Below are 16,773 nucleotides of genomic sequence, written 5' to 3'. Positions count from 1 at the left end.
AAGGAGGGTGTCAATTGGCGATTAAAAACATTACAATGCCGCAGTTGGGGGAAAGTGTGACGGAAGGGACGATCAGCAAATGGCTCGTATCCCCCGGCGACCATGTCAATAAATACGACCCGCTTTGTGAAGTGTTGACGGATAAAGTCAATGCGGAAGTGCCTTCATCTTTTACCGGCGAGATTGTGGAACTGATCGCGGCCGTGGATGAAACCGTCGCGGTCGGCGAAGTAATTTGCACGGTCAAAATCGAAGCGGCTGAAGAGGAAAGCGGAATGCGGCAAGAAGGGGAACCGGAATCCGTGCCTGTCTCCCCGGAACCGCCGGAAAACCGCGGAGGGAAAAAAATGCGCTATTCGCCGGCTGTTCTGAAGCTTTCCCAGGAACACGGCATCGACTTAAGCAAAGTAAAGGGAACGGGAAAGGAAGGCCGGATCACCCGCAAAGACCTTTTAAAAATTATTGGAAGCCTTAACGAACCGCAAGCGGAACAACTGCAAGCTCCGGCTTCCCAACCTTCCCCTGCTGCTGAAAAACAAACGCTGCCGGCGCCTGGACCGCAACAGGCGGCTGCTGAAGACCTTGTCATTCCCGTTGCCGGCGTGCGCAAAGCAATCGCAAACAATATGGTACGCAGCAAGGAGAAAATTCCACATGCGTGGATGATGGTGGAAGCCGATGTAACGAATCTTGTGCAATACAGGAATGCCGTGAAAGAAGATTTTAAACGGCGTGAAGGCTTTAATCTTACTTATTTTTCCTTTTTTGTAAAAGCTGTTGCTCAGGCGTTAAAAGAGTATCCGCAGCTCAACTCAACTTGGGCCGGGGACAGCATCATCCAAAAACACGAGATCAACATTTCGATTGCAGTAGCAGCGGAAGATAAGCTGTATGTCCCGGTGATCAAACGGGCCGATGAGAAATCGATTAAAGGCATTGCCCGCGAAATTGCGGATTTGGCGCAAAAAGCCCGTACAGGGAAACTGGCGCCTGAAGATATGGAAGGCGGCACATTTACCGTCAACAATACCGGTACGTTTGGCTCGGTGCAGTCGATGGGGATCATCAATTACCCGCAGGCTGCCATTCTGCAGGTGGAATCGATTGTCAAGCGCCCTGTCTTCATGGATGGCGGAATGTTTGCCGCCCGCGATATGGTGAACCTTTGCCTTTCGCTCGACCACCGCATTTTGGACGGACTGGTCTGCGGCCGCTTTTTAAAACGCGTAAAAGACATTTTAGAAGCGGTCACACCGGAAACCGCACCGCTCTATTAATGATCCATTGCCCGCTTTTATTCAAGCGGGTTTTTCTGTTTTGCGGAAAGTGTGGCAAATTATCGAAACTGATTGTTTTTGAATGAATTTAATTGATTTATACTGTTTTTGATTGTAAAATAACGACCGGAAGGATTGCAATTTCAGATGGCTGGCTGCGATTGAGAAGGAAAAAAGGGGGATAATAAGATTTGTTCTGCAGCCTGTTTTCCAGGCTTCCAGGAGAGAAAAGGATAAATGAAAGCAAAGGTTGTGTGAGGAATGATTTATACTGTTACGCTGAACCCGTCCGTCGATTATATTGTCCAGGTAGAAAATTTTGAACTCGGCGGGTTGAACCGCTCTGTTATGGATACGAAATTTCCGGGCGGAAAAGGCATCAATGTATCGCGCGTTTTGAAAAGGCTCGGCGTCGATTCCACGGCGCTTGGTTTTCTCGGCGGTTTTACAGGTGGCTATATTGAAAAATTTCTGCGGGAAGAAGGCATTTCAACGGACTTTGTCCATGTTTCTGAAGATACAAGGATCAATATTAAATTAAAATCAGGTGTAGAAACCGAGATCAACGGGAAAGGCCCGTCCATTTCGGAAGCAGAGCTGGACAAGCTGCTTGCCCAAATTGAAAAACTGAATGAAAACGACATGATTTTATTTTCCGGCAGCATCCCGAGTTCCCTGCCGTCCACGATTTATGTGGATTTGATCAAAAGATGCCAGAAAAAAAATATAAGGGTGATTGCCGATGTTTCCGGCGAACCGCTGAATCACGTCATTAAAGCGGACCCGTTTTTAATTAAGCCGAACCACCATGAAATTGGAGAGATTTTCGGCGTAAAAGTGGAAACGCCGGAAGAAGCACACAAATACGGCAGCCGCCTACTGGATATGGGCGTTGAAAACGTGATCATTTCGATGGCAGAAAAGGGCGCGCTCTTCCTGAATCAAGAGGTTTCTTATTATGCAGTGGCGCCGAAAGGGACGGTGAAAAATTCCGCCGGCGCAGGGGATTCTGTCGTAGCCGGATTTATGAGCGGGATTGCAAAAGGAAAGCCATACGAAGAAGCTTTCGCGCTCGGCGTCGCCTGCGGAAGCGCAACGGCATTCTCGATGGAACTGTGCACGAAAGAAGAAGCGGAAGAACTTCTTAAGCAAGTGAATGTAAAACCGTTATAAGATTAGAAAAACCGGGAAAGTTCCCGGTTTTTTCGGCATAAAAAGGGACAGCGAGAAACCGCTATCCAAAGCATCTAGGGAGTTTAGGGGTATGGATCTAGATGTACTATTATTGTACCCCGGATTCAAAGAAAATAAACGCCTTTTGGCAAGTTTTTTACACATTTTACTATGAATAAGCAAAAAAATGCAGCGCCAAACAGAACGTTTGAAAGGTGGCGGTAAATCCTGCTATGATAGTCTGTAACAGTAGTACAAGCAAGAAAGGAAGGGAAAAATGACTGTAAATTTTAATCTCTATATGAATGACGTCGTCCGGCAGGCCCGTGAAGAAGCTGTCAATGCCGGCTACAGGGAACTGCGGACGCCTGAAGAAGTGGACGAAGCTTTCGCCAAAAAAGGGACAACGCTTGTTTTGATCAACTCTGTGTGCGGCTGCGCAGGCGGAATCGCTCGTCCGGCTGCAGCGCATGCCATCCATTACGATAAGCGGCCTGACCAGCTTGTTTCAGTGTTTGCCGGGCAGGATAAGGAAGCAACCGCGAGGGCGCGCAGCTATTTCACCGGTTACCCGCCGTCCTCCCCGTCTTTTGCACTTTTAAAAGACGGAAAGATTGTGAAAATGATTGAACGCCATCAGATCGAAGGGCATGACCCTGCAGCTGTCGTGGCCGAACTGCAGGCATTGTTCAAAGAATACTGTAAAGAACTTTGATTTGGCCTTCTTCAAGCCTGAGCCTTACGATTGGAAAAGGCTTCAGGCTTTTTTATTTACTTTCGGGGGGAAAGACGATGTTCCGGATTGGTTACAGGATTTTAAAAACTGCTGTTGGCGCACCAGTGGCAATCAGCATTGACCAGTTTTTCCATCTGCAAAATTTTTTATCCGCCGCGATCAAATCGTGATCCTTTGCATCCAAAATACGAAAAAGAAATCTTTTACTGCGGCATGGAGCCGGCTTCTCGCATGCATAATAGTCATAGCATTGTCCTCCCTTTGCTTCACACTTCTCGGCTACCGAGCTTATGTCATCGGCATAACTTTGCTGATCTTGATCCCGCTGACGGTGGCATTAAAAGTGCAGGAGGGATTGTTCCTTCAAGTGTCATTTTGCTCCATTTTTATGCAAAAGGGCATATTACGTATGCTTTTCTACTGAATGAGGGCGCCATCATTTTCATCGGCATTGGAACCACATTGGTCATCAATTTGTACATGCCGTGCCTCGATTCAAAACTGCTCGCGATGCGGGCTGAAATTGAAAACAATTTTAAAGCTATTTTCGAAGAAATGATCTCCTATTTGCAGTTTGAGAAAATGTCGTGGGACGGGAGTGAAATTACTGAGACTGCCGCCCTGCTTGAAGAAGGGAAGAAGCTTGCGTTCCGCGATATCGAGAACCGGCTCTCAGCGGGGGATACATTTTATTATGATTATTTTTCGATGCGGGCGAAGCAGTTTGAAATATTGGAAGGTGCCTGCCGACTTTGGCATCGATCTCCCATATGGTGGAACAGCGGATGTTCGTTGCCCGTTTTTTGGAAGAAGTGAAAAACATATTAAGCCGCAAAATACGGCCCACCACCGCCTGGAATCGCTACATACCCTCCAGGAAAATATGAAAAAAATGGAACTTCCGAAAACAAGGGAGGAATTTGAGGCAAGGGCGGCACTTTATGTTTTCTTGCAGGAAATTGAACAATATTTAACAATTAAAAGTGGATTTAACATGTATGGAACCCGCTCCGTTAAGCAAACTAAGGAAAATACAATCAACGGGTGAATGGCATATGCATGTATGGATGGCAGTAATGCTTTTGTTCAGCATGCCGGTATTGCCGGCTGATGGGGGTGTTGCGTCAGGGGACCCTTTGATCATTGTGAATAAAGCAACCAACCGGCTCGCCTGGATCCGAGACGGGAAAATCCGGATGGAAACACCGGTTGCGACCGGAAAAACAAACGAGCTGACGCCGGAAGGGTTGTTTACCATTAAAGTGAAAGCCAAAAACCCTTATTACCGTAAAAAAAATATTCCGGGCGGGGATCCGCGCAATCCGCTCGGGTCACGTTGGATCGGGTTTGACGCTCGCGGCACGGACGGACGGATTTACGGCCTGCACGGCACGAATAACCCTTCGTCAATCGGCCGCTATATTTCAAGTGGCTGCATCCGGCTGCCTAAGGAGGCGCTTGAAAAATTGTACGAAGAAGTGCCAGTCGGGGTGAAAATTTACATCACCCGTTCGAATCGATCGATGCTCCAACTGGCAAAAGAGAAGGGCGCAATCAAATAAAAAGGAACGGGCATTCCCGTTCCTTCTTTGTTAGAACAGCATGGTCAATCCGGAGAGAACTGTGCCGGCCAACATTGCCAGCAGCATCAAATACACCACGATCTTTTGCGTTTTTTTCGACAAAACTTTTTTCACCTCTTGCACGGACAATGATAAGTTTATTCTAGCCCGAATCCGGAAAATGCACAAGCAAAATCATGCGGCGGGGTCATCGTTGTCTGTCCGCACATTTAGCGATATACTGATAAAGTACATACAAATATTGGAGGGTTTTCCATGGTCAATGAAGAACGTTTAGTAAAAGAATTTTTTGAATTGGTTCAGGTGGATTCGGAAACCGGCCATGAAGAAGAAATTGGCAAAGTGCTGAAGAAAAAATTCGAAAGCCTTGGCGTTGAAGTATATGAAGACGATACAAAAGGAAAAACCGGGCACGGCTCCGGAAACCTGATCTGCACATTGAAAGGGAACGTACCGGATGCCGCGCCGATCTATTTTACTTCGCATATGGATACCGTTGTACCGGGAAAAGGCATCAAACCGTCCATTAAAGACGGTTACATCGTCTCGGACGGCACCACGATTCTAGGGTCGGACGATAAAGCCGGGCTGTCCGCTATGTTCGAAATGATCCGGGTGTTGAAAGAAGACAATATCCGGCACGGGGATATCCAGTTTGTGATTACCGTCGGCGAGGAGTCCGGCCTTGTCGGGTCCCGTGAATTGGATCCCTCCCTGTTAAAGGCAAAATACGGTTTTGCACTTGACAGCGACGGCCCGGTCGGCACGATTGTCACTGCCGCCCCGACGCAGGCAAAAATCAAGGCAACAATTTTAGGGAAAACGGCCCATGCCGGGGTGGCGCCGGAAAAAGGCGTCTCTGCGATTACGATTGCTGCAAAAGCCATTTCAAGAATGCCGCTCGGCCGCATCGACAGCGAAACGACCGCCAATATCGGGCGCTTTGAAGGCGGCCGAGCGACGAATATTGTATGCGACCGCGTCGATATTCTTGCCGAAGCCCGTTCGCTCGTGCCGGAAAAAATGGAGGCGCAGGTGGCGAAAATGAAGGAAGCGTTTGAACAAGTGGCACAGGAAATGGGCGGAAAAGCGGAAATTGAAGTGAACGTCATGTATCCGGGCTTCAAATTCGCTGACGGCGACCAGGTTGTTGAAGTTGCCAAAAAAGCGGCAGCGAAAATCGGCCGTGAAAGCAAACTCGAGCAAAGCGGGGGCGGAAGCGACGCCAATGTCATTTCCGGCTTTAATATCCCAACGGTGAACCTCGGCACGGGTTATGAAGAAATCCATACGACCAACGAAAGGATTCCGGTCAAAGAACTGGTGAAACTGGCGGAAATGGCAGTTGCGATTGCGGAAACCGCCGCAGAAGAAAAATAACAGATCCATTGCGACGGGGGGACGCGAAAACGGCCTCCCGCATCCCCTTTTAAAGAAAGGAACGAAACGGATGAATACGCTCAATAAATTTATCATTTTTAAATCGAGGGAAGAGGAGTACGGCATTCATATCCAATCGGTGATCTCCATTGAAAGGGCACAAAAAGTGAACCCGATCCCGAAACTGCCGGAATTTGTTCGGGGTGTGATGAGGGTAAGGGATGAGCTTGTCCCGATTATTGATGTGGAGCATGTTTTCTATCAAACGCAGCTAGTGCATGAAGAGGATGCGCGCATCATTGTGCTACAGACTCAGGCCCTTCCGATAGGCCTGCTTGTGAAAGAAGCGAATGATATTGTGGAAATACTGGAAAATGACCAAAAACAGATCGGTCTTGTTGGTTATGACCGCACAAAATATTTTACGGGCGTGGCAAATCTGGGAGGACGGCTTATTACAGTGGTGGATGCCGATTTGTTCACGGAATCGCTTGAAGGGATAAAAGAAATTGCGGCTTATATGAAAGAGGCAAAAGCGGCCGCAAAATCACAAAACACCGGAGTTGGTGGATGATGAAGCAGTTTTATCTGAAAAACGGCCGCGTCATTCTGCATGTGGATATGAACAGTTTTTTTGCTTCGGTTGAAATGGCGGAAAACCCCGGATTGAAAGGCAAACCGGTAGCGATTGCCGGCAATCCGAAAGAGCGGAAGGGCATTATTGTGACGTGCAGCTATGAAGCAAGGAAATACGGCGTAAAAACGACGATGCCGGTTTGGGAAGCGAAAAAAAGGTGCCCGGATCTGTTGGTCATTCCACCCCATTTTGAGCGGTATAAAAAGGCTTCCGCCGCTATGTTTGCGATCCTGCGCCGGTATTCGCCGCTTGTCGAGCCGGTATCCATAGATGAAGGCTATGTCGATATAACGGATCAATTCGAACCCGGCAGCCCGCTTTTGATCGCCGAATCGATCCAGCAGGAGATTCTGGCTGAGCTTGACCTGCCATCAAGTATTGGCGTCGCCCCAAATAAATTTTTGGCAAAGACGGCTTCGGATATGAAAAAGCCGTTGGGCATTACCGTCCTCCGGAAACGCGATATTCCTCGCTTATTATGGCCGATGCCTTTAATCGATATGCACGGTGTGGGCGGCAAAACGGCGGAAAAACTCGAAAAACACGGTATTTTTACGATCGGAGATTTGGCGCATGCGGATGATGTATTACTAAAGCAATTGCTCGGCATCCGCGGCATCCGCCTGAAAGAAAGGGCGAATGGCAAAGACAATAGGCCGGTCGATCCGGAATCCGTAAATGTTACGAAAAGCATCGGGCGCATGCAGACGCTGCCTGAGGACTTGGATGACGAGCACCGCATCAATGCTGTCCTGAAAAAACTGGCGGATGAAACGGCGGAAAGGATGGAGAAAAAAGGTTATGCGGCAACGAATGTGAGCGTTATGATCCGTTACCGGGACCGGAAGACGGTGACAAGAAGTAAAAAATGCAGCAGTCCTGTTGAAAGCGGTCAAGCGCTTTTTGAAACGGCGCGGGCGCTTTTTATCCGGCACTGGGACAATACCCCGGTCCGCCTTCTCGGCATAACAGGATCCGGTTTAGTTGAGCGCAGGGCGGCAGCGGAACAGTTAAGCCTTTTTACGTATGAAGAAGCCGCAAAAAAAGAGCCGCTGTATAAGGCGATCGAGCAGCTACGCGAAAAATTCGGGGAAAATATTATCCAAACCGGAAGAGAAGCGGAGAATCCGCATGATCCTCCTGTCCTCTAGTCTTTCCAAAAACTGAAAAGCGAAGAGAGGCCATTCTTTTTCGGCTTTTCGGGTTCCTTTTTTTGCTTTTTGATATAAATTTCCTTTTGATTGATGGCATGGTCGTATGCGAGCACAAGCCCGATATCGGTTTCCACGCCTTTTTTCTCGACAATGGAGAAGGGAATGTCGCTTTTGTCCGCTTCCTTGATGTATTTGGAAAGATAGCTGTAATCGAGGGCGCCGTTTAAAAGCAGTTTTGCGTCCGGATGTTCATGGAGAAGCCGGGTTACTTCCGGATAGGTTTCCGCTTCCATGACCTGGTCGTTTGTTAAAGCGGCGACAATCCTTTCCCGGATGGTTCCGAGAAATTTTTTGCGCTCTTCCGGCAACGTTTCTTTTTCCCCGTAAATGCCTTCCTTCAAGTAATCTTCCACATTTTTTCTGTTCCCCATGTTTCCACCCCGCAATTTTCTGTTACCGATAGTTTGTTTAAGAAAGGAACACGCTATCCATTTATGTACGGCGTGTTCCTTTTATTTTTGAGGGCCGGGGCAAGCGCCTCCGCTTTTTTTCTAGCAGTTGCAGACTTCAAGGTCTTCTACCGGCCACCAGAAGAAGCCGTCTTTTTCGAGCAGCTCATCGGCAGATTTCGGGCCCATCGTGCCGGCTTCGTAATTCGGAAAGGAAATGGCTTTGTTTTCCCATACTTGCGAAATTTTGTCGACAAAGCTCCACGATAAGGCGACTTCATCCCAGTGGGTAAAGTTCGTCGCATCCCCGAGGAGGCAGTCATGGATCAGCTTTTCGTATGCTTCCGGCGTATTGATGCCATTTTTGCTGCTGTTGGCAAAGCTCAGCTGTACAGGGGTCGTTTCCATATGCTGGCCCGGTTTTTTCGCATTTAAATGCAGTGTGATCCCTTCTTCAGGCTGGATGTGGATGACAAGCAAATTTGGATGCAGATCATGGTTCGTGTTGTAATACAAATTCATTGGGATGTCTTTAAACTGCACCACAATTTTTGTCGATTTCGCGGCCATCCGCTTGCCGGTACGGATGTAAAACGGCACGCCCGCCCATCTGAAATTGTCGATCATCAGCTTTCCGGCCACATACGTTTCCGTGTTGGAGTCCGGTGCCACATTCAGCTCTTCCCGGTAGCCCGGAACCTTTTTGCCGTTGATTTTGCCAGGCCCGTACTGCCCGCGCACAAAATATTCCGGTACATCTTCCCCTTCAATGGTCCGCAATGCGCGCAGCACCCGCACTTTTTCACTGCGGATTTCATTTGTCGTCAGGCTGATCGGCGGTTCCATCGCTAGAAGCGCCACCATTTGTAGCATATGGTTCTGCACCATATCGCGCAAAGCCCCGCTCGTTTCATAATAGCGCGCCCGTTCTTCCACCCCGAGCATTTCACTTGATGTAATTTGGATATTGGAAATATAGCGGTTGTTCCAAAGCGGCTCAAACAGGGCATTCGCAAACCGGATCACTTCAATATTTTGCACCATCGCTTTCCCTAAATAATGGTCGATCCGGTAAATCTGGCTTTCCGAGAAAGACTTGCGGATCTGGTTGTTCAGCGCTTTTGCCGTTTCCAGGTTATGTCCGAAAGGCTTTTCGATAACCAGCCGCTTAAACCCCTTCGTATCGGTGAGCCCGTCGCTTTTTAAATGGTCGGAAATCGTGCCGAAATATTCCGGAGCCATCGCTAAATAGAATATGCGGTTGCCTTCCAATTGGTACTTTCCATCCAGCTCATCCGCCAGCTGTTTTAATTGTATGTATGAGTCGGAATCCGTCACGTCATGCGGCTGGTAATAAAAATGCGAGGCAAATTCCTCGATCCGCTCGGCATGTTTGTTTGCGCTCAGCACGGAATCCTTCACATGGTTCCGGAACACTTCATCCGTCCATCCCCTTCTCGCCGTGCCAATCACCGCGAAACGCTCCGATAATTTGCCTTTCCGGTACAAATTATATAAGGAAGGAAACAGCTTGCGTTTCGCCAAATCACCTGTTGCGCCAAAAAGCATAAACAATGATTTTGGTGTCTCGGTTCTCTGCATTTTCTATACCTCTCTTTGTTCAAAAAATCACGATTAGAGCTAACCTAATTTCATTATACGGTTATAATGTGCCATTCTGAAACCATTTCATGAAAAAACGAGAAAAAAATGACTTCTATTATTCATATTTTTGGCACAAAACCGATGAACTTCCGGTATCACTTTATTCTAGACTGTCGCCGGCAAATACGCAAATAATATGCAAATGTTTCCTTTCGCTAAAATTATGATAAGATAGTTTATATTTGTGGCCGGAAATGGCAAGTAAAGGGGGAAATCATTTGGAAATTTTATTTTTGGGAACCGGTGCAGGCGTACCTGCCAAAGCAAGAAACGTTACATCAATTGCATTAAAACTGCTCGAAGAAAGGAATGCGGTCTGGCTTTTTGACTGCGGGGAAGCAACGCAGCACCAAATTTTGCGCACGACGTTAAAACCGCGGAAAGTCGAGAAAATTTTTATTACCCATCTGCACGGCGACCATATTTTCGGGCTGCCCGGTTTTCTTGGCAGCCGTTCGTTCCAGGGCGGGGAAAGCCCGCTTGTGATATATGGCCCGAAAGGCATCAAGGATTTTGTGGAAGTCTCCTTGAGGGTGAGCGAAACGCATGTGAAATATCCTTTGTCCGTTATTGAAATCGGCGAAGGGACAGTGTTTGAAGACGGCCAGTTTACAGTTGAGGCGCGCCGTTTAAACCACGGGATCGAAAGCTTCGGCTACCGGATTATGGAAAAAGACAAGCCGGGCGCCCTTGATGCCGAAAAATTGAAAAAAGAAGGGATCCACCCCGGCCCTGTGTACCGGCTGCTGAAAGAAGGCCGGACGGTGACGCTCGATGACGGCCGCACGATCAACGGAAAAGATTATCTCGGCCCGGCGAAAAAGGGGAGGGTCGTCGCTATCCTTGGTGATACAAGGCCGTCCCCGGCAGCTGTCCGGCTGGCGCAGAATGCCGATCTCCTAATTCATGAAGCGACATTTAACCGGGAAAGTGAAAAAATGGCGCATGATTATTTTCACTCCACGACATTTCAGGCGGCGAAAACGGCGAAAGAAGCGGGGGCGAAGCAGCTTCTCCTCACCCATATCAGCTCAAGGTACGGCAAAGAAGACTGGCCTGTCTTAGAGCAGGAAGCGAAAACGGTATTTCCCGAAAGTCTGCTTGTGCATGACTTCATGGAAGTGCCTGTTTCCTAATATAAAAAAGCGGCGGGGCATTTTGGGTTGCCCACCGCTTTGTGTTTTTACGTTATTCTGCTACCGGGGTTTCTTTTTGGACAAGGGACAATTCTTTTGAACGCTTTGTTGCCGCTTTGACGCAATCGATAAATGCCTGTTTCACATCCCGCTCATCAAGGATGCGGATGCCTGCTTCCGTTGTGCCGTTCGGGCTTGTGACGGCTTTCCGGAGTGCTTTCGGCGGCTCGTTTGAAGTTTTTAGCATTTCCGCCGCGCCGATGATCGTCTGGATAATGAGGTGTTTCGCCGCGTGTGCTTCAAGCCCGATTTCTGCTGCCGATTGCTGAAGCGCTTCGGCGATATAATAAATATAGGCCGGTCCGCTGCCAGATAGTCCCGTCAACGCATCGAGCTGCTCTTCTTCCACAACCATCGTAAGGCCGATCGCCGAAAAAATTTCGAGCGCACGCCTACGGTCCGTTTTAGTGGCGGCTGCGTTAAACGCGATCCCGGTTGCCGACTGCCCGACTTTTGCCGAGGTATTTGGCATGGCGCGTGCAATTGGAATGTCCAGGCTCAATTGGTTTTCCATAAACGGGATGGTGATCCCGGCCGCTACCGAAATAAAGAGTGTTCCAGGTGCGATCAGCGGCTGGACGGACCGGAGCACTCCTGGAACATCTTTCGGTTTTACAGCCAAAACGGCAACATCCGGGCCGTCAAAAAGCTGTTCCAATGTTGGTGCGGCCTGGATGCCGTACCGGTGTTCCAATGCCGCAAGCCTTTTTTTGTTTGTACGGTTATGCACCTTGATATCACCGGATTTGACAACGCCTTTTTTCAGTATGCCCCCGATCATAGCTTCGGCGATCGATCCGGCGCCGATAAAAGATACTTTCATCGTTTTTCCTCCTTCCAAGCAAAAAGCCCCTTCATCCGTTAAAGGACGAAAGGGCGTTGTTCCGCGGTACCACCTTTTTTGCGGGAAAATGGCTTCCCGCATCTCATTAGTCTAACGGTTTATTCCGGTTTGGTTTGCCAAACAGCTCACAGGGCAGGTTCGGCCAAGCAGAGGATGGCGAAGTTTTCCAGCCTCGAACTCCACTCTCTTGCATCATGCGTGGCTTACTGGTCCCGGTCATAGCCGATCGCATATTGAAAATGTATTATTCATTATGAAGAAAAAAGGAACCATTGTCAAGAGGATATTCTTGGAATTTTCAGAGAAAATAGGGGCCTTTCCGAAAGTGACATTCCAGGCGGCATGCGATACAATTGTAAGATACATACGAAAAATTGGGGAAGATGGCAATATGAACGGACGTATAAGAAACAAAACGATTGTCATTACCGGCGCATCCGGCGGGCTTGGTGAAAAAATCGCTTTTGCGTGCGCAAAAAACGGGGCCAATCTTGTTTTGCTTGCCCGCAGCCTTGAAAAGCTTGAAAAAATCAAGGCAGAGATCGAGGCGGCTTATTCTGTTGCTTGCGATGCAATCCGGCTCGATGTATCCGAACACGAAAAAATCCCCGCCGTATTTGATGCGATTTACAGCCGGCACGGAAATATTGATATCCTCGTCAACAATGCCGGGTTTGGCGTATTTGACGAAGTCCAGGACATCCGGATGGAAGATGTCAGGGGCATATTCGACGTCAATGTCATCGGGCTGATCGCCTGCACAAAAGCGGTTGCGCCGCATATGCAAAAAAAGCGCGCCGGCCATATCGTAAACATTGCTTCACAGGCGGCAAAAATGGCGACGCCGAAATCAAGCGTTTATGCCGCAAGTAAATTTGCTGTGCTCGGGTTTACGAACAGCCTGCGGATGGAAATGTCACGGTTCGGTGTTTATGTGACCGCCGTAAACCCGGGGCCGATTGCGACCCACTTTTTTGACATTGCCGACAAATCGGGGACATACCGGAAAAATATTGAAAAGTTCATGCTCGATCCTGAAAAGCTGGCGGAAAAAATTGCCGGCGCCATGTTTACAAACCGACGCGAAATCAATGCCCCACAATGGATGAATGCGGGAAGCATGATTCATGCACTTTTTCCCGGGTTTGTGGAAAGGCTCGGGCGGAATGCGTTTTTCAAAAAATGATAGGAAGGAAAATCCACAGGTATTTGCACCCGTGGATTTTTTAATGACTGCGAAAATTGCCGGCAGGGGCTCCCCTCGAACTGAATTGCCACGTGATGAAGCCCGTGACTGCCAACGGAAAGCGGCGTTAACAACGGTCGCCCGCCTTGGTTTGCTGAATCAGCGGAAACATACGGGAAATCAGCGTGGGCAAAAAAACGGGGAGAAAAGCAGCATTCTTTTCTCAAAGTCTGAAATTTGTTGAGAAAAATATTTTTTCTGACGGGTGTACTCCTGCAGAAGATTCCTTTCCCCAGCCGGATACCGAAGTGGATTCCGGTCACCAATTTTACTGGAAAAAAATAGCTGCATTTCCAAAAAAATAATTGGATAGGGAACGTATATTCGAATATAATAGGGTATAGAATAAGAACATAGGTTCGTGATTCTTTCTCGCTAACTAAGTAAGGGAAGAAGGGGTGGAAATTGGGCCAGCGTGTCATTTTTCTTGTTGATATGCAGTCATTTTATGCGAGCATTGAAAAGGCCGACCATCCGGAATACAAAGATAAGCCCGTGATCGTGTCGGGCGATCCGGCGCGCCGGTCCGGGGTGGTGCTGGCTGGCTGCCCGCTTGCGAAAAAACGCGGCGTCAAAAATGCCCTCCGCTTATGGGAAGCGCAGCAGCTCTGCCCTGATGCGGTTATCGTCCGGCCGCGCATGCAGCGTTATTTGGATGTGTCTCTGCAAATTACCGCCATCCTTGAACGATATACGGATATGGTCGAACCGTATTCGGTCGACGAACAGTTCATGGATGTGACGGGCAGCAGGCGGCTGTTCGGGGAGCCGCATGCAATCGCCGCCAAAATCCAGCGGGATATCATGAATGAAACCGGTGTTTACGCCCGTTGCGGGATCGGACCGAATAAAGTGCTCGCAAAAATGGCATGCGATAATTTTGCAAAAAAAAATAAAAACGGCATCTTTGAACTGAATCATCATAATATCGAGGAATATTTATGGCCTTTGCCGGTCGGCGCGATGTTCGGCGTCGGAAGCCGGATGGAGCGGCATTTAAAGCGGCTCGGCATTTATACAATTGGCGCGCTTGCCCGCTTCCCGCTGCCCGTTTTAAAGAAAAGATGGGGCATAAACGGGCAGGTGCTGTGGGAGACGGCAAACGGCATTGATTATTCGCCTGTTTCAAGGGAATCGCATGACGGGCAGAAGGCGATCGGGCACGCGATGACACTGCCGCGCGATTACGCGAGTTTCGAGCGCGAAATTAAAGTGATTCTTCTTGAACTGAGCGAAGAAGTTTGTTCAAGGGCGCGGATATCAGGCGTGATGGGGGGGTGCGTTTCGGTCGGCTGCCAGGGGGCGGACTATACGCATCCGACGGGGTTCCACCGCCAGACGGCCCTCATGACGCCGACAAACGGGACGATGGACGTCTACCGGGCGGCATGCCGGCTGTTTCTCGAATTTTGGAACGGGAAACCGGTGCGCCGTATCAGCGTGCAGCTGTCGCGCCTGTGCAGCGACAAGACCCGGCAGCTGGAATTGTTTGAAAACAAAGAGGCGCAAAGAAAAATCGGCTATACGATGGACCGCATCAAGCAGAAGTACGGGGCCGCGTCGATCATCTGGGCGGTGTCGCTGCTCGATGCCGGCCAGGCTTTGGAACGCGCCAAAAAGATAGGGGGGCATTATAAATGAACGATTATTTGCGGCGCGGAAACAAACTTTGGGAGGGGTCGCGCATGTTTTTGCCCGAGCATAAACAGGCAATTCTAAAACGGAAAAGGGAGCAGGGAAAACTGCAAAAACCTGAACTGGATGAGCAGCATCTCGAAAAGATCAACCGGATGCTCAAGCTTGCCCGAGAGATACAGGCGCCGGTTTCGGTCCGTTTTTTCGAGGACGGGTCGTTCCGCGAGATCACCGGCACCGTAAAAGATTTCCGCCCGCTGGAAAGGGAATTGAAGCTGCTTAAAAAAACAGGGGAGGCCGTTTTTTTAAAAATGGATGCCATTATCGATGTGGAACGGGCATGAAAAAAGCCGGCAAGCTTTCCACGTTTGCCGGCCACGCCTTTCATCTTTTTCTTGCCTGCACGAGCGCCTGCTGGACAACCCAGTTTTGCGGGAACGGGTTGCCGAGCACCCAGTAGCTGATGCCGCGCAGGCCGTATTCGTTCAACAAATTGATTTTTGCCCGTATGCTGCGTGCGTCTTCAAACCAGACTTCATGCTGCTGGCCGGTTTCATCGGTGTAACGGAAATAAGGCGACTGATACGTTGGATGGTAGCGGATTTCCGCGCCGTATTGTGCCGCTAAAGCAACTGCTTCCTGGGGGCTTATGGTGCGCGCAAATGTCCCTTGGTGCCACGGGATTTTCCAGTCGCGCCCGTAAAGCGGCGCCCCCATCATGATTTTATTCGGTGGGATAACGGTGACGGCGTAATCCAGGACATGTCTCACTTCGTTGATCGGCGCAATTGCCCACGGCCTGCCGCCTGCCCAGCCCCATTCATACGTCATGAGGATGATAAAATCGACGATTGCGCCATGCGCCCCGTAATCATGGGCTTCATAAAGCAGCCCTTGCTGTGTTCCGGAATTTTTCGGCGCGAGCGCGGTCGAAACGAGAAAGCCTTCAGGGCGCAGGCGGCGGACGGCGCGCTGCAGAAAGGCTGTATAACGGTCGCGGTCTTCAGGGTACACATACTCAAAATCAAAGTTTACGCCGCGGTAGCCTTTTTGCCTCATGGCTGTTAAAAGATTATTGATCAGCGTGCCCTGCAGTGGTTCGTTCCGGAGCAGCCGGGCCGCCAAATCGGAACTGAAGCCCCTTTCCGTAAAATTGGCGAGAATCAAAAGCGGCTGGACACCGTTTGCTTCCGCCGCCTGGATGACAGGGCGGTCATTGAGCGGCGTCAGGCTGCCGTCTTCCCGGAAAGCATGGCGGAAAGGGGACAGGTACGTAAAATAATGCCCAAGCCTGTATACTTCCCCGGCGCCTGCAACATCAAAAGAAGTTGTATAGGCGTTGACTTCTTTTACCGGCCGTGCGGGAGCCGGGATACGAAGCACCTGGCTTACAGCAAGGGATGCGCTTGTAAGCTGATTTGCCCGGGTAATACTTTGCGGGTTCACTCCATAAGCCCGGGCAATCCCGTACAATGTTTCGCCTGCTCTGACCGTATGGTTCCTGTAAGGGATATAAAGTACCTGCCCCGGAGAAAGTGAGGCGGGATTGCGGAGCACATTGGCTTCGATCAGGGACCGGGCCGTAACGCCGAGGCGCGCGGCAATCGTTCCGAGCTGGTCCCCTTCCTGGACGATATATTGGAAAAACCGGTCAGGAATAACAAGTGCCTGGCCGGGCACAAGCGGCGACGAGCCACCGAGCCCGTTTGCCGCCAAAAGCTGCGCAAGATCCGCATTAAGGCGGTTTGCAATCCGCCAAAGCGTATCGCCTTGCTGCACAGTATAAATTTCCATCTTC

20 protein-coding genes and 1 pseudogene are annotated in these 16,773 nt (G+C 49.5%); 16 read left to right on the top strand and 5 right to left on the bottom strand.

The genetic code is table 11. The features are described from left to right. Nucleotides 1–14: 14 nt before the first annotated feature. The 8 genes and pseudogenes from GBH70_RS02505 to GBH70_RS02485 all read left to right on the top strand — a co-directional run bounded on the left by GBH70_RS02505 (nt 15) and on the right by GBH70_RS02485 (nt 4,748). Entirely contained in the window at nt 15–1,277 is a 1,263-nt protein-coding gene (locus GBH70_RS02505) for a dihydrolipoamide acetyltransferase family protein (RefSeq protein ID WP_151679544.1), read from the top strand. A gap of 261 nt (nt 1,278–1,538) precedes the next feature. After that, nucleotides 1,539–2,450, top strand: coding sequence for a 1-phosphofructokinase (gene pfkB / locus GBH70_RS02500; RefSeq protein WP_151679543.1), 912 nt, complete (start codon nt 1,539–1,541; stop codon nt 2,448–2,450). A gap of 277 nt (nt 2,451–2,727) precedes the next feature. Beyond that, the gene (locus GBH70_RS02495; RefSeq protein WP_151679542.1) at nt 2,728–3,165 is read left to right on the top strand and encodes a BrxA/BrxB family bacilliredoxin; all 438 of its coding nucleotides are present in this window, start codon (nt 2,728–2,730) and stop codon (nt 3,163–3,165) included. A 77-nt stretch (nt 3,166–3,242) separates the two neighbouring features. Beyond that, nucleotides 3,243–3,356: an aromatic acid exporter family protein gene (locus GBH70_RS17755; protein WP_371862222.1), complete on the top strand. Its 114-nt coding sequence runs from the start codon at nt 3,243–3,245 to the stop codon at nt 3,354–3,356. Next, nucleotides 3,353–3,609: pseudogene (locus GBH70_RS17750) on the top strand (aromatic acid exporter family protein); the annotation flags it as partial. The gene GBH70_RS17755 and the pseudogene GBH70_RS17750, both read left to right, overlap by 4 nt. A gap of 57 nt (nt 3,610–3,666) precedes the next feature. After that, entirely contained in the window at nt 3,667–4,002 is a 336-nt protein-coding gene (locus tag GBH70_RS17745; protein ID WP_371862226.1) for a hypothetical protein, read from the top strand. Continuing rightward, nucleotides 3,926–4,234, top strand: a complete 309-nt coding sequence (locus tag GBH70_RS17740; RefSeq protein WP_371862225.1) for a hypothetical protein — start codon at nt 3,926–3,928, stop codon at nt 4,232–4,234. The genes GBH70_RS17745 and GBH70_RS17740 overlap by 77 nt, the downstream gene beginning before the upstream one ends. 7 nt (nt 4,235–4,241) lie before the next feature. Next, nucleotides 4,242–4,748, top strand: coding sequence for a L,D-transpeptidase (locus GBH70_RS02485; RefSeq protein WP_151679541.1), 507 nt, complete (start codon nt 4,242–4,244; stop codon nt 4,746–4,748). Nucleotides 4,749–4,778: 30 nt separating this feature from the next. Here GBH70_RS02485 and prli42 read toward each other — a convergent pair whose 3' ends face one another. Beyond that, entirely contained in the window at nt 4,779–4,871 is a 93-nt protein-coding gene (gene prli42, locus GBH70_RS02480; protein ID WP_151679540.1) for a stressosome-associated protein Prli42, read from the bottom strand. 153 nt (nt 4,872–5,024) lie between these two features. On the opposite strand from prli42, the gene GBH70_RS02475 reads away from it, so the two are divergent. From GBH70_RS02475 to GBH70_RS02465, 3 genes are read left to right on the top strand one after another with little or no spacing between them, the layout of a single operon-like run. Next, nucleotides 5,025–6,149 (top strand): tripeptidase T, encoded by a 1,125-nt coding sequence (locus tag GBH70_RS02475; RefSeq protein WP_151679539.1) that lies wholly within the window; start codon nt 5,025–5,027, stop codon nt 6,147–6,149. Then, the gene (locus tag GBH70_RS02470) at nt 6,115–6,723 is read left to right on the top strand and encodes a chemotaxis protein CheW (protein ID WP_308689605.1); all 609 of its coding nucleotides are present in this window, start codon (nt 6,115–6,117) and stop codon (nt 6,721–6,723) included. The genes GBH70_RS02475 and GBH70_RS02470 overlap by 35 nt, the downstream gene beginning before the upstream one ends. Beyond that, on the top strand, nt 6,723–7,937 hold the full coding sequence (locus tag GBH70_RS02465) for a DNA polymerase IV (RefSeq protein WP_151679538.1): 1,215 nt from the start codon (nt 6,723–6,725) through the stop codon (nt 7,935–7,937). Before GBH70_RS02470 ends, GBH70_RS02465 begins: the two co-directional genes overlap by 1 nt. Here GBH70_RS02465 and GBH70_RS02460 read toward each other — a convergent pair. Together GBH70_RS02460 and zwf are read right to left on the bottom strand one after the other, a co-directional pair. Next, nucleotides 7,934–8,371: a YueI family protein gene (locus tag GBH70_RS02460; protein ID WP_151679537.1), complete on the bottom strand. Its 438-nt coding sequence runs from the start codon at nt 8,369–8,371 to the stop codon at nt 7,934–7,936. The genes GBH70_RS02465 and GBH70_RS02460 overlap by 4 nt on opposite strands. Nucleotides 8,372–8,491: 120 nt before the next feature. Then, nucleotides 8,492–9,991: a glucose-6-phosphate dehydrogenase gene (gene zwf / locus GBH70_RS02455; protein WP_151679536.1), complete on the bottom strand. Its 1,500-nt coding sequence runs from the start codon at nt 9,989–9,991 to the stop codon at nt 8,492–8,494. A 281-nt stretch (nt 9,992–10,272) separates the two neighbouring features. On the opposite strand from zwf, the gene rnz reads away from it, so the two are divergent. Continuing rightward, entirely contained in the window at nt 10,273–11,190 is a 918-nt protein-coding gene (gene rnz, locus GBH70_RS02450) for a ribonuclease Z (RefSeq protein WP_151679535.1), read from the top strand. A gap of 52 nt (nt 11,191–11,242) precedes the next feature. Here the strand turns inward: rnz and proC are convergent, their stop codons facing one another. Beyond that, nucleotides 11,243–12,073 carry a pyrroline-5-carboxylate reductase gene (proC, locus tag GBH70_RS02445; RefSeq protein ID WP_151679534.1) on the bottom strand — a complete coding sequence of 277 codons (831 nt, stop codon included), beginning with the start codon at nt 12,071–12,073 and terminating at the stop codon, nt 11,243–11,245. A gap of 412 nt (nt 12,074–12,485) precedes the next feature. Here proC and GBH70_RS02440 point away from each other — a divergent pair, with 412 nt between their 5' ends. The 4 genes from GBH70_RS02440 to GBH70_RS02425 all read left to right on the top strand — a co-directional run bounded on the left by GBH70_RS02440 (nt 12,486) and on the right by GBH70_RS02425 (nt 15,319). Further along, on the top strand, nt 12,486–13,280 hold the full coding sequence (locus GBH70_RS02440; RefSeq protein WP_151679582.1) for an SDR family NAD(P)-dependent oxidoreductase: 795 nt from the start codon (nt 12,486–12,488) through the stop codon (nt 13,278–13,280). A 185-nt stretch (nt 13,281–13,465) separates the two neighbouring features. Continuing rightward, entirely contained in the window at nt 13,466–13,645 is a 180-nt protein-coding gene (locus tag GBH70_RS02435; RefSeq protein ID WP_151679533.1) for a hypothetical protein, read from the top strand. A 100-nt stretch (nt 13,646–13,745) separates the two neighbouring features. Further along, nucleotides 13,746–14,981, top strand: coding sequence for a DNA polymerase IV (locus GBH70_RS02430; protein ID WP_151679532.1), 1,236 nt, complete (start codon nt 13,746–13,748; stop codon nt 14,979–14,981). After that, on the top strand, nt 14,978–15,319 hold the full coding sequence (locus GBH70_RS02425) for a YolD-like family protein (RefSeq protein ID WP_151679531.1): 342 nt from the start codon (nt 14,978–14,980) through the stop codon (nt 15,317–15,319). Before GBH70_RS02430 ends, GBH70_RS02425 begins: the two co-directional genes overlap by 4 nt. A gap of 40 nt (nt 15,320–15,359) precedes the next feature. Here GBH70_RS02425 and GBH70_RS02420 read toward each other — a convergent pair whose 3' ends face one another. After that, nucleotides 15,360–16,769 carry a glycoside hydrolase family 18 protein gene (locus GBH70_RS02420; RefSeq protein WP_151679530.1) on the bottom strand — a complete coding sequence of 470 codons (1,410 nt, stop codon included), beginning with the start codon at nt 16,767–16,769 and terminating at the stop codon, nt 15,360–15,362. Nucleotides 16,770–16,773: the final 4 nt, after the last annotated feature.

The organism is Weizmannia acidilactici (assembly GCF_008974225.1).
GTDB classification, from domain to species: Bacteria; Bacillota; Bacilli; order Bacillales; family Bacillaceae_C; genus Weizmannia; species Weizmannia acidilactici.
The sequence above is the reverse complement of the archived record's forward strand: the minus strand, read 5'-3'. Positions and strand labels throughout refer to the sequence as shown.

Coding starts and splice junctions, on each gene's coding strand:
- GBH70_RS02460 (WP_151679537.1), bottom strand. CDS start 8,371: ATGGGGAACAGAAAAAATGTGGAAGATTACTTGAAGGAAGGCATTTAC.
- GBH70_RS02475 (WP_151679539.1), top strand. CDS start 5,025: ATGGTCAATGAAGAACGTTTAGTAAAAGAATTTTTTGAATTGGTTCAG.
- GBH70_RS17745 (WP_371862226.1), top strand. CDS start 3,667: ATGCCGTGCCTCGATTCAAAACTGCTCGCGATGCGGGCTGAAATTGAA.
- GBH70_RS02495 (WP_151679542.1), top strand. CDS start 2,728: ATGACTGTAAATTTTAATCTCTATATGAATGACGTCGTCCGGCAGGCC.
- GBH70_RS02465 (WP_151679538.1), top strand. CDS start 6,723: ATGAAGCAGTTTTATCTGAAAAACGGCCGCGTCATTCTGCATGTGGAT.
- GBH70_RS02420 (WP_151679530.1), bottom strand. CDS start 16,769: ATGGAAATTTATACTGTGCAGCAAGGCGATACGCTTTGGCGGATTGCA.
- proC (WP_151679534.1), bottom strand. CDS start 12,073: ATGAAAGTATCTTTTATCGGCGCCGGATCGATCGCCGAAGCTATGATC.
- GBH70_RS17755 (WP_371862222.1), top strand. CDS start 3,243: ATGTTCCGGATTGGTTACAGGATTTTAAAAACTGCTGTTGGCGCACCA.
- GBH70_RS02485 (WP_151679541.1), top strand. CDS start 4,242: ATGCATGTATGGATGGCAGTAATGCTTTTGTTCAGCATGCCGGTATTG.
- GBH70_RS02425 (WP_151679531.1), top strand. CDS start 14,978: ATGAACGATTATTTGCGGCGCGGAAACAAACTTTGGGAGGGGTCGCGC.
- zwf (WP_151679536.1), bottom strand. CDS start 9,991: ATGCAGAGAACCGAGACACCAAAATCATTGTTTATGCTTTTTGGCGCA.
- GBH70_RS02440 (WP_151679582.1), top strand. CDS start 12,486: ATGAACGGACGTATAAGAAACAAAACGATTGTCATTACCGGCGCATCC.
- pfkB (WP_151679543.1), top strand. CDS start 1,539: ATGATTTATACTGTTACGCTGAACCCGTCCGTCGATTATATTGTCCAG.